We start from the raw sequence: 11,885 nt of genomic DNA on the forward strand, positions 1-11,885 counted from the left end.
TTCTATAGCCCGATTGGGCGTCCGTCGAAACGGCAGGCGTCGATTCAAGGCTACCTCCTCAACCCTAACAACCGCGCCGCATTCCCATAAAGCAACTTATCCAGCACCTGATCCTTGAACCCCAGCGCCTGAAAATCCTCGATCGACTGGCGGATCGGCCGGAACGGGTAGGACGAGCCAAACAACAGTTGGTCGCCCAGAAAGCCATTGGCTGCTGCGACAAAGGCCTCGCTGCCCGGCAGGAACAGGTACATGTCTGGCACGGCGAAGATGTTTTCATAGCGAAAAGCTACGCCCAGCAGTTGCGCCACGTTCGGCCAGTAGCCGTGGTAACAGACTATTTTCAGTTCGGGAAACGCTCGTGCCACCGCTGCCAGGCGGCCAGGGTCGTTGAAGGCCGGATCCGGCGTGGTCGGTCCGCTCATCAGGAACAGCGCAATGCCACGGCGCGACAAGTGTTCGTAGAGGGGAAAGTACAGCGGGTCATCCGGATGCCGTGCCGGCACGGCGAAACCCGGCTCCAGGCCGATACCGACCAGACCGAGTTGATCAATCACCCGGTCGATTTCGGCAATAGCGCCATCGATACCCTGCAACGTCGGGTCAACCCCGGCGATACCCAGCAGCTCCTGATGGGGATGGGTGATTTCGTGGATGAAATCATTCGGCAGGTGTTGCCCAGGGGTGTGTCGCCCCACCACCACCGCCTGGCTCAAACCGGCTTCTCGGACTTCGGCAATAAAACCCTCTGGCGTCAGCGAGCAGGCAAAATGCTCGTCGCTGCCGCGAGCTCCGACGCGGCGATTCAGCCAGCGTGCGGTGGCGTAGCCCGCCGAGCCCGGGTTGGCGCCAAAGAAATCGTGCAGATAGGCCGGCCGGCAGCGCATGTCGATCACTTTCATACCGCGGTTTCCTCTTGTTTGGTCTTGGCTCGCACATCGAAGGCTCCGCCCGTGAGCACCTCATTGACGGTCACCGCCTGTTTACCGGGCAACGACGGGAACACCAGTTCGGCGAAGCGGTAGGCCTCTTCCAGGTGCGGATAACCTGAGAGCACGAAGCTGTCGACGCCGAGGTCGACGTATTCCTGCAGCCGGGCGGCGACGGTCTGAGGGTCACCGACCAAGGCAGTACCGGCACCGCCGCGCACCAGGCCGACACCGGCCCACAGGTTGGGACTGACTTCCAGCTGATCGCGACAGCCACCGTGCAGCGCAGCCATGCGGCGCTGGCCTTCGGAGTCCATGGTCGCGTAGTTGGCCTGGGCCTGGGCGATGGTCTCGTCGTCCAGGTACTGGATCAGTTCGTTGGCAGCGGCCCAGGCTTGCTCGTTGGTTTCACGCACGATCACGTGCAGACGTACGCCAAAACGCACTGTGCGGCCGTGCTTCGCGGCGCGGGCACGTACATCGCCGATCTTCTCGGCCAGCGCGGCCGGTGGCTCGCCCCAGGTCAGGTAGGTGTCCACGTGTTTGGCGGCCAGCTCGTGGGCGGCCGGCGAAGAGCCACCGAAGTACAGCGGCGGATAGGGCTTCTGCACCGGCGGGAAGAAATTCTGCGCCCGCTTCACATGGATGTGCTTGCCCTCGAAGTCGACCGTTTCACCCTGCAATACCCGACGCCAGACGGTGAGGAACTCATCGGCGGCCTCATAGCGCTCATCGTGCTTGAGGTACACGCCCTCGGCGGCCAGCTCGGCCGCATCGCCACCGGGGACCACGTTGAGCAGCAGGCGCCCACCCAGGGCCTGGTCGAGGCTGGCAGCCTGACGTGCCGTTACGGTCGGGCTGCTGATTGACGTGCGCAAGGCCACCAACAATTTAATCCGGCTGGTCACTGGTACCAGGCTGGCAGCGGTGACCCAGGGATCAAGACAACTGCTGCCGGTGGGAATCAACAGGCCGTCGTAGCCAAGGCTTTCCGCAGCCACAGCAATCTGCCGCATGTACTGGTTGGTGGCCGGGCGGCCGGACTCGGACTTACCCAGGTAGCGGGTGTCACCGGAGGTGGGGAGAAACCAGAAAATATCCAAATTCATGGTACGGGCCTCAGGGAGTGATACAGGGCTGGATCACAAGGCGCACGGCACATCGGCCGGCAGATATAGGAAGCGAGCACTCTGTGGCGCCCTGATCAGCACTGTTGCTGGAGAGTCAGGTGCCTGAGCAAGAGCCATACCAGAAGCCCTGAAACCCTGCGTTGCGGGCTGCAGGCAGCGTGCACAACCACCTGAGCGGCGACGGTGGAAGGTGAATGCCATGCGCTTTGGTCCACCCACTGTTGCCCACCCAACAGTGATGTTGAACCGCTATTGTCTGAGCAACACTTGGCCGATTCGAGAGGCATTACCCACTGATTTCGGCCGGCTAAAGCCAGCCAAAAGCTGCTCGCCTGGCACTGACAGCCCGACAAAGCCTTAAGCTAATAACCAAAAAGTATTTATTAGATGTTTTTTAGATCACTTACATTCAATTCATGGATACCACAGTGTTGCCCGACAAACAGCAGCGCCATTGCTGCTCACGCAACAGTCGCTCAACAGTTAGCTGCCCAGACAACAGCAGTCGAGACCAAGCAACAGACTAACTTATTGTTTTTCATAGCTCTTTTAACCATGGAACAACTCTTGCTCTGATGGCTGCACATCCCGCAACTCGAACAGGAACAGACCCCATGAGCACTCCACTTAAAGTCGTCGCCGTTTCCGGTGGAGCCTATCGTCCGTCGCGCACCCTGGTACTGGTCCAAGCCATCGTTGCTGAGCTGAGCCAGTACCTGCCAATCGAAAGCCGCATCATCGAGCTGGGTGACATTGTCCGCCCGCTGGGCAGCGCCATATCCCGTCGGGAGCTGCCGGAAACTGTTGAGTACGAGTTGAATGCGATTGAGTCGGCGGACCTCTTGGTGGTGGCCGCACCGGTCTACCGTGGTGCCTACCCGGGCCAGTTCAAGCACCTGTTCGACCTGATTGGCCAGGACGCATTGATCGATACCCCGGTGTTGCTGGCCGCCACCGGTGGCAGCGACCGGCATGCGCTGGTAATCGATCACCAGTTGCGCCCGCTGTTCAGCTTCTTCCAGTCGGTGACCCTACCCCTGGGCGTGTATGCCTCGGAGGCCGATTTCACGAATTACCAGATCAGCAGCGAAGCGCTGAAAACACGCATCCGCCTGGCAGTCGAACGGGCCGCTCCGCTGTTCACCGCCAATGCCGCCGACCTGCGGAAAACAGCCTGAGGAACAGCCTGTGACCGCTATCCATACATCCAAACTTGAAACCCCGCTGCAGATCGCTCGGACGCTCGCCGCCGAGTTTTCCCGAACCGCCGCCGAACGCGACCATCTGGGCGGCACGCCGAAAGCCGAGCGCGACGAGTTGCGCCGTAGCGGTCTGCTGGCGATGAAAATTGACCAGCAATACGGTGGCCTTGGCGCCAGCTGGAGCGACACCCTGGAAGTGGTGCGCGAATTCGCCAGGATCGACAGCTCGATCGCCCACGTGTTCGGCTTCCAGCACTTGATGCTGGCCACGGTGCGGCTGTTTTCCCGGCCCGAACAGTGGCAGCCCTGGTTCGAACAGACCGCGCGCAACAACTGGTTCTGGGGTAATGCCCTTAACCCGCTGGACACCCGCACCCTGTCGAAAAAGTTTGCCGGCTATCGCGAGTTTTCCGGGCGCAAGAGTTTCTGCTCCGGCTCCGCCGATTCGGAAATGCTGATTGCCTCGGCGCTGGATGAATCCACCAGCGGCAAGCTGTTGATCGCCGCCATTCCCAGCCACCGCACCGGCATCACCTTGCACGGCGACTGGGACAACATCGGCCAACGGCAGACCGACAGCGGCAGCGCCACCTTCGAACGGGTGCGCGTGGAAGAGAATGAGCTGCTGCTCGATCCCGGCCCGCTGAGCACGCCCTTTGCCTGCCTGCGCCCGCTGATCGCCCAACTGACCTTCGTCAATATCTTCCTCGGCATTGCCGAGGGCGCGTTCGAAGAGGCCCGCGATTACACCCTCAAGGAAACGCGCCCCTGGTTCAAGGCCAACGTCAGCCAGGCCAATCAGGACCCCTATGTCCTGCGCCATTACGGCGAATTCTGGGTCGGGCTGGAAAGCGTGCGCCTGCTCACTGAACGAGCCAACGCCCTGCTCGACCAAGCCTGGAGCAAGGAGCACCAGCTCGCCGCCGAGGAACGTGGCCAACTGGCCCTGGCCATTGCCACCGCCAAGGTCGCCGCCACCCGCACCGGCCTGGACCTGACCAGCAGCCTGTTTGAAGTGACCGGCGCCCGCGCCACCCATGCCGCGCTGCGCCTTGATCGTCACTGGCGCAACCTGCGCACCCAGACCCTGCACGACCCCGTGGACTACAAGCTCCATGAACTGGGTGACTGGGCGCTCAACACGGCGCTGCCCACTCCGTCCTTTTACTCATAGGCCCGACCATGCAACTACTCACGCTGCCGCCCTCACCAGCCTTGGCCACCTCCATACGCGCCACCGCGCAAGTCTTCGAAGACCCGAAATCACAGGCGCTGCTGGCGCACCTGCAACAGGTTGCGCCCAGTGATGCCAGCGTGTTGATCATCGGCGAAACCGGGACCGGCAAGGAGCTGGTGGCCCGTCACCTGCACAACCTCAGCGCTCGTCGCAACAAACCGTTTATCGCGGTCAACTGCGGCGCGTTTTCCGAAAGTTTGGTGGAGGCCGAACTGTTCGGCCACGAAAAAGGCGCCTTCACCGGCGCCCTGAGCGCCAAAGCCGGCTGGTTCGAGGAAGCCAACGGCGGCACGCTGTTCCTCGACGAAATCGGCGACTTGCCGATGCCAATCCAGGTCAAGTTGCTGCGGGTGCTGCAGGAGCGTGAAGTGGTTCGCCTGGGTTCACGCAAAAGCATCCCAATCGATGTACGGGTGCTGGCTGCGACCAACGTGCAGCTGGAAAAAGCCATCAACGCCGGGCACTTTCGCGAAGACCTCTATTACCGGCTAAACGTGGTCAGCCTGGAACTCAGCCCGCTGCGCGAGCGACCGGGCGACATCCTGCCGCTGATCCGCCACTTCATCGCCGAGTACAGTCGTCGGCTGGGCTATGGCGAAGTGGTGCTGGATACCGAAGCCGAACAGAAGCTGGTGAATTACTCATGGCCGGGCAATATTCGCGAGCTGGAAAACGTCATTCACCACACCTTACTGATCTGCCGTAACAATCTGATCCGCGTCCAGGACTTGCACCTGTCCAACCTGCGTATCGAACGCCTGGACGCCAGCAATACCGTCCAGGACGACAGTGCCGACGCCCTGTTGCAGCAAGCCTTCAAGAAGCTGTTCGAGGAAGAAAGCGGCGCCCTCCACGAGCGGGTCGAGGAAGCGCTGTTGCGCGCGGCCTATCGCTTCTGCCACTACAACCAGGTGCACACCGCCAGCTTGCTGGGGCTGAGTCGCAACATCACCCGCGCGATGCTGATCAAGGTCGGTGAACTGGTGGTGAACAAACGCCGCCCGGTACAGGACGCCCAGACGGTCAAAGTGGTCAATCTGTCGATCTGACTGGTGGCGGTCAAGCAGCAGCTCCTTTACCCGCTGTCCCGCCCCCCAGGTAGAAGTCCTGAATATCACTGCGCGCGGCCAACTGCCCGGTCGTGCCTTCGCTGACAACCCGGCCGCTTTCCAGCACGTAGCCGTACTGGGCGTAACGCAGGGCCAGGTTGATGTTCTGCTCGGCAATCAGGAAGCTCACGCCGTCGCGCTGATTGAGCTGCTGGATGATCTCGAAGATCTCCTCGACGATCTGCGGTGCCAGGCCCATCGAAGGTTCGTCCAGCAATACCAGCTGCGGCCGGGCCATCAGCGCCCGCCCGAGCGCAACCATCTGCTGTTCACCGCCGGAGGTGTAGCCGGCCAGGCTTTTGCGCCGCAGCTTGAGGCGCGGAAACTGGCTGTAGATACGCTCAAGATCGGCCTTCAGTTGCCCGCGGGACACCTGACGCGCAAAGGCACCCGTCAGCAAGTTTTCTTCCACTGTCAGTTGGGCAAAGCAATGCCGGCCTTCCAGTACCTGCACCAGGCCGCTGGCCACCAGGCTATGGGGCGTGCTACGAGTGACATCCTCGCCTCGATAGAGGATCCGCCCCTGCACTACCTCGCCCCGCTCGGCGCGCACCAGATTGGAGGCGGCCTTCAAGGTGGTGCTCTTGCCGGCACCGTTGGCCCCCAGCAACACCACGATCTGCCCTTGCGGTACCGCCAGCGATACCCCGCACACCGCGAGGATGGCCTGTTCGTACAGGACTTCAATCGCGTCGATCCGCAAGATCGGTACTTGGTTCATACGCCTATCCCCATGCTCTTCAATTAATAAAAGCTTGAAACAAGTGACTTGTGGCGAGTGACTTGCTCCCTCGCCACGGGATGTGTATTGAGCAGACATTGCCTTAACGGAAAAGCATTGGGGACGCCTCCCCGACCCGATTCACATCTCAGCTGTCCTGGCTGCAATCGCGCGGTGTGATGCCTTTTTCCTTGGCGTACTGGTGCGACGAGGCTTCGATGATCGGCCTGAGCAAGGCACGGTCGGCCTGTACCCAGTCACTGATCAGTTTCCACTGGCTGCCATCCCACTGCTGGAAGCGCACGGCACCGCCCCCTTCATGGTCCGAGCACGACAGCTGCAATGGTTGCACCAAGCCCAGTGCACCCAGCTCCTTGAGGCGGGCATCGTCCAGTTTGAGGTGCTCGAAGCCCCAGCGCACCTGCTCGCCGGTGAGCGGTTGCTTGCCGAATTTCTCCTGGGCAATGCGCACCGCTTCGACATTGAGAATGCCGTTCACCACACCGAGGTTGTAATACACGGTGCCGAAGCGTTTCGGATCGGCCAGGTCACCATTGCCCCTGGCCACCACCTGCTGCTGGATGCCTTGCAGGACCGGGAAATCGGTGCCCGTGGGGTGCGTGGTGATCGCGATAAAGCCTTTGGCGGCGGCACCGGCCGGTGCGGCATCGTCCTCGGAGTTACTCCAGATGTTGCCGATGATGTGATCCGCCGGGAAGCCGACTTTCTGCGCGGTTTTCAACGCCACCGGGTTCATCACGCCCCAGCCTCGCAGAATCACCCAGTCGGGTTTTTCCCGGCGAATGTTGAGCCATTGCGACTGCTGTTCGTTACCCGGATGGGGCACTTCCAGCAGGGTCAGCTTGAACCCGTACTTGTCGGCCAGGGTCTGCAACACCTCATTGGTTTCCTTGCCGTAGGGCGAGCCATGATACAGGGTGACTATCTTCTTGCCCTTGAGCTGGTCCAGCCCCCCGGCCTGCTGGCCGATGTAGTTGATGATCGCCGAGACTTCGGAGTACGGGTTCAGCTGCAACGGGAAGACATAGGGGAAAACGCTGCCGTCAGTGGAGTCGGTGCGGCCGTGGTTGATGGTGATCAGCGGCAGTTTGTCCGCGGTCGAGCGCTCCAGGGTGGCATAGGCGATTCCCACCGACAGCGGGTTAGTGGCGGCAGCCGGCGCACCATTGAGGCCTTTTTTCAGACGCTCGTAGCACTCCACGCCCTTCTCGACCACGTATTCGGTTTCGCACTCGCTCCAGGTCAGCTTGACGCCGTTGACCCCGCCATTGGCATTGACGTACTTGAGGTAGTCGATAAAACCACCAAAAAACCCGGTACCACCGGCGGCATAAGGACCGACCCGATAGCTCTGCAGCGGGAAGTACTGTTCGTTATCCGCCTGCGCAGTCAATGTGGCAACGCTCAGGCTGACGGCCAGGGCGAGGCTACTGAGTAGAGATCGTTTCAACATCGGTATTTTCCTTATCAATGATTCAATCGCACGTTTGCCGCAGGAGGATCGAAGCGCAGTCCATGCCTGCGCCGGTTTGCTCAGAAGCGCAGGGGCCACAACCGAGCGCGCTCGCGGAACTTCTGCCAGAGGCGCGCCAGGCCCTCCGGCTCCTTGACCAGGAACACAATGATCAGGGCGCCAAATGCCATCTTCTGCAGGTTTTCTATCTGCCCGGCATCGATCAGCCCGGCCGGCAACAAGGCCACCAGGTTCGACAGCAGCACCGGAAACAGCACAATGAACGCCGCGCCCAGGAAGTTGCCGAGGATGCTGCCCAGGCCACCGATAATGATGATGAACAGGATCTGGAAGGACCGATTCAGATCGAAACCGTGGGGCTCCACAGTGCCCAGGTAAGTGAAGGCCCACAGCGCTCCGGCCACCCCGAGAAAGAAGCCGCTGATGGCAAACGCCAGCAGCTTGGTCTTGAGCAACGCAATGCCCATCACTGCAGCGGCCGTGTCCATGTCACGCACGGCCATCCAGTTGCGTCCCAGTTCACTGCGCACCAGGTTCTTGCCCAGCCAGAACAACGCCACCACCACCCCCAACGTCAGCAGGTAACGGCCCACCGGTGAGTTCAAATCCACCCCGAGTATCTCCAGGCGCGGTGCACTGATCACCCCCGAGGCGCTGTTATTGGAGAACCAGCTGAAGCGGGTCAGCGCCCAGGTCACAAAGAACTGTGCCGCCAGGGTCGACACCAGCAGATAGAAGCCCTTGATCCGCAGGCTCGGCAGGCCGAACAGCACCGCCACCAGCGCTGCCACTCCCCCGCCCAGGGCCATGCTGAGCAATAACGGCGAGCCCGGCACCCGCAGTTCAACGTTGTAAGTAGCAAAGGCGCCCACAGCCATGAAGGCCGCCGAGCCCAGCGACAACTGCCCGGCATAGCCGGTCAGCAGGTTCAGCCCCAGCCCGGCCAGTGATAGCACCAGAAACGGAATCAGAATGGCGCTGAACCAATAGTCGTTACCCAGATACGGCACACCTACAAAGGCCAACAGCAGCAAGGCAACCAAGCCGTAACGGTCCTGCCGCAGGCGAAACACCCGGCGGTCCTGGGCATAGCGAGTACTGAACTGACCAGCTTCCTGATAAAACATCACGCCTCTCCTTAAACCCGCTCGATCGCGCGATCACCAAATAGCCCGGCCGGCCGCACCAGCAGGAACAGCAACGCCAGCACATAGGGAAACCAGTTCTCGATACCGCCGCCGATGACGGGGCCCAGGTACACCTCGGCCAGCTTCTCCGAGGCGCCGACGATCAAACCGCCGACAATCGCCCCGCTGATCGAAGTAAAACCGCCGATGATCAGCACCGGCAATGCCTTGAGTACCACCAGCGACAGCGAAAACTGCACCCCCAGCCGCGCGCCCCAGAGCAGGCCGGCCACCAGACCGACAAACCCGGCCACCGCCCACACCAGCACCCACACCCGTTGCAGGCGGATGCCCACGGCCAACGCCGCCAGCGGGTCATCGGCCACGGCACGCAACGACAAACCGATACGGGTCTTGTTGAACAGCAGCGACAGCGCCAACACCAGCAGCGCGGCGGCCACGGCGGCAAAAATGTCGAACTGCGACAACAGCATGCCGCCCAGTTCCAGTGGCTCGTCACTGATGCCCAGTTCCAGGCCATGCACCTGGGCACCCCACAGCGCCTGGGCGCCCCCTTCGATCACGTAGGACAAGCCGAGGGTGGCCATGAACAAGGTGATTGGCGAGCGGTTGACCAGCGGACGCAATACCACCCGCTCCACCGCCAACGCCAGCAGCACCATCGCCGCCAGGCTAATGACAAACGCCAGCCAGAACGGCACCCCGCGTTCCAACAGGCTGACAAAGGTCAGCGCCGAAAACAGCACCATCGCCCCCTGGGCGAAGTTGAAGACGCCGGAGGCCTTGTAGATCAGGACAAAACCGATGGCCACCAGGGCGTACATCACCCCGGCCAGCAGCCCACCGATCAACACCTCTAAGAAAAATTCCATGGGCCTTCCTGTTTTGCGGGCAAAGGGTTCCTGGCCACCAGGCGGCTGGCGGCGCTATCGACCAAGGGGTTAGTGGCGCATGCCGAGGTAGGCGGCGATCACCTCGGGGTTTTGTCGCACTTCTTCGGGTGGGCCGTCGCCGATCTTGCGGCCGTAGTCGAGCACCACCACGTGATCGCAAATGCCCATGACCACGCCGATGTCGTGCTCGATCAACACCACCGTAGTGCCCAACTCACGGTTGATGTCGACGATGAAGCGGCTCATCTGCTGCTTCTCTTCGGCGTTCATCCCGGCCATTGGTTCGTCCAGCAACAGCAAACGCGGTTCGGCGGCCAGGGCACGGGCGAGTTCCACCCGTTTCTGCAAGCCATAGGGCAGCTTGCCGACAAGGGTGTCGCGCCAGGGCTGGATGTGCAGAAAGTCGATTATCCGCTCGGCGGCCTCACGTTGGCGGTCGTCCTCGCCAGCGGCGCGGCCGATGCGCAGAGCCTGCTCGATCCAGCTGCTGCGACGCTTGAGGGTGCGTCCGGTGAGCACGTTGTCGAGCACACTCATGCCTTTGAACAAGGCGATGTTCTGAAAGGTGCGGGCAATGCCGCGCACCGCCGCATCATGCGGGCTCATGCGCCGGCGCCCTTCTCCGGCAAAGCGGATGCGCCCCTGCTGGGCCTGGTACACGCCGTTGATCACATTCAGCAGTGAGCTTTTACCCGCGCCATTGGGGCCGATCAAGGCGCAAATCTCGCCGGCGGCCACGGCAAAGCTGATGTCGGTCACCGCCTTGACGCCCTTGAACGACAAGCCAATATTTTCCAACACCAGCAGATGTTCAACCTTTGTCGCCTGTGTCTGTGCCATGAGTCATGTCCTTGTCAGGCCGGTTGCGTGCTGTCTTCGATCCAGCCGTTGACCAACGGGGCTGGCCAGCGCGCGGGCCGGTGCCACTGTGCCGGGTCAGGCCAGGTGCGTACTTCAATCGCCAAGGCCTGGAAAAACGCCTGGGTGTGTGGCGCCAGCGCCTCGCCCACCACCAACGGCGCGCGGGTGCGGGAAAAGCCGAGGATGTCGCGCAACGGCCGGCGGATCAGCCAGTACCCCAGATGCCGTTGCAGCGCACCGGGGTGTGCCACCAGCGCCCAGTCCACCAGACGCCGACGCCAGCTGCCTGGCTCCGGCAAGCGGGCCAGGACCTGGGCATGCAGGCGCTCGTAGGTTTCCCGGGTGCCGGCCACCAGCGTCGGGCCCAACTCGCGACGGTCCTGGTCGCGAGTCGCCAGGTTCTCCGGAAAATTCAGTCGAAAGCCGGCAATCAACCAAGGCGCCAGCAAGTAACGCGCTTGACTACCCGCGGCAAACGCTCGCGCCGCCAGGGCTTCTTCCTGCCGCCCCAGCTGCTCGCTGTGCACCAGGCGCCGGCCTTCCTTTAGCAACTCGGCGTGGCTAATGCGCTGCTGCTCGATGCGCTGCCCCGCACCCAAACGGTAGAAGGTAAAAGCTGTGCGCTCGGCTCGGGCCTGGGGTTCCAGCCGGTGATCGCTGCCCAGCAGCAGTTGTGCGAACGCCAGGGTATCACCGGCCTGACTCACCTCAGCCATGCCGCGGCCGTCGGCGTAAATCAGCAGCCTGGGCGCCAGTCCGGCGGCGCGCAGGCGCTGAATCTCCTCATGGCCTTCGGCGAACACCCATTCACTGTGCAGCTCACGCAACAGCGGCACCTGTGCAGCCGCAGCCTCCAGCGGATCCAACAGCGCGGCCACCCCGCCCAACCACTGTGCCGCCAGTACAGCAATCAACGCCTCCGGCCGCGGGCGGCTGACAATCACCAAGCTCGCGCCAGGCACAAAACCACGCACCTGCAAGGCCATTGCCAGGTGTTCAACCTCAGCGGCCAGTTGGCGCCAGGTTCGCACCTGCCACCCCCCCAGGCGCTTATGTCGCAGGGCAATGCCCGTCCCTTGCTGACGTGCCTGCTGTTGCAGCCACTGCGGCAAGGTGTCGGATTGCGTGTTATCAGTGAATGTCGCCATGACCTTTCCCGT

At 62.1% G+C, this 11,885-nt stretch carries 11 protein-coding genes; 3 read left to right on the top strand and 8 right to left on the bottom strand.

Annotated features, from left to right (window positions below; genetic code table 11):
* Positions 1-50 precede the first annotated feature (50 nt).
* Together AC07V0_RS01370 and ssuD are read right to left on the bottom strand one after the other, a co-directional pair.
* The gene (locus AC07V0_RS01370) at positions 51-902 is read right to left on the bottom strand and encodes an amidohydrolase family protein (protein ID WP_495019317.1); all 852 of its coding nucleotides are present in this window, start codon (positions 900-902) and stop codon (positions 51-53) included.
* Entirely contained in the window at positions 899-2,038 is a 1,140-nt protein-coding gene (gene ssuD, locus AC07V0_RS01375; protein ID WP_495019318.1) for an FMNH2-dependent alkanesulfonate monooxygenase, read from the bottom strand. Before ssuD ends, AC07V0_RS01370 begins: the two co-directional genes overlap by 4 nt.
* Positions 2,039-2,673: 635 nt before the next feature.
* Between ssuD and msuE the strand changes: the two genes are divergently transcribed.
* Genes msuE through AC07V0_RS01390 form a run of 3 tightly spaced genes read left to right on the top strand, consistent with a single transcriptional unit; the run spans position 2,674 to position 5,547 of the window.
* Entirely contained in the window at positions 2,674-3,237 is a 564-nt protein-coding gene (gene msuE, locus AC07V0_RS01380) for an FMN reductase (protein WP_495019319.1), read from the top strand.
* Positions 3,238-3,247: 10 nt separating this feature from the next.
* The gene (locus AC07V0_RS01385) at positions 3,248-4,435 is read left to right on the top strand and encodes an acyl-CoA dehydrogenase family protein (RefSeq protein WP_018929028.1); all 1,188 of its coding nucleotides are present in this window, start codon (positions 3,248-3,250) and stop codon (positions 4,433-4,435) included.
* 8 nt (positions 4,436-4,443) lie between these two features.
* A complete protein-coding gene (locus AC07V0_RS01390) occupies positions 4,444-5,547 on the top strand; it encodes a sigma-54 interaction domain-containing protein (protein ID WP_018929027.1) in 1,104 nt (367 codons plus the stop codon).
* 10 nt (positions 5,548-5,557) lie between these two features.
* Here the strand turns inward: AC07V0_RS01390 and AC07V0_RS01395 are convergent, their stop codons facing one another.
* The 6 genes from AC07V0_RS01395 to AC07V0_RS01420 all read right to left on the bottom strand — a co-directional run bounded on the left by AC07V0_RS01395 (position 5,558) and on the right by AC07V0_RS01420 (position 11,873).
* Positions 5,558-6,328 carry an ABC transporter ATP-binding protein gene (locus AC07V0_RS01395; RefSeq protein ID WP_018929026.1) on the bottom strand — a complete coding sequence of 257 codons (771 nt, stop codon included), beginning with the start codon at positions 6,326-6,328 and terminating at the stop codon, positions 5,558-5,560.
* Between the two features lie 148 nt (positions 6,329-6,476).
* Complete coding sequence (locus AC07V0_RS01400; protein WP_018929025.1) at positions 6,477-7,802, bottom strand: ABC transporter substrate-binding protein; 1,326 nt, start codon at positions 7,800-7,802, stop codon at positions 6,477-6,479.
* A gap of 80 nt (positions 7,803-7,882) precedes the next feature.
* Positions 7,883-8,950, bottom strand: a complete 1,068-nt coding sequence (locus AC07V0_RS01405) for a branched-chain amino acid ABC transporter permease (RefSeq protein ID WP_018929024.1) — start codon at positions 8,948-8,950, stop codon at positions 7,883-7,885.
* Between the two features lie 11 nt (positions 8,951-8,961).
* Positions 8,962-9,843 carry a branched-chain amino acid ABC transporter permease gene (locus AC07V0_RS01410; protein WP_428633328.1) on the bottom strand — a complete coding sequence of 294 codons (882 nt, stop codon included), beginning with the start codon at positions 9,841-9,843 and terminating at the stop codon, positions 8,962-8,964.
* A 69-nt stretch (positions 9,844-9,912) separates the two neighbouring features.
* Positions 9,913-10,704: an ABC transporter ATP-binding protein gene (locus tag AC07V0_RS01415; protein ID WP_086945573.1), complete on the bottom strand. Its 792-nt coding sequence runs from the start codon at positions 10,702-10,704 to the stop codon at positions 9,913-9,915.
* Between the two features lie 14 nt (positions 10,705-10,718).
* Positions 10,719-11,873: an AMP-binding protein gene (locus AC07V0_RS01420; RefSeq protein WP_495019320.1), complete on the bottom strand. Its 1,155-nt coding sequence runs from the start codon at positions 11,871-11,873 to the stop codon at positions 10,719-10,721.
* Positions 11,874-11,885 lie beyond the last annotated feature (12 nt).

Source organism: Pseudomonas sp. GW821-FHT01E10 (genome assembly GCF_059422365.1).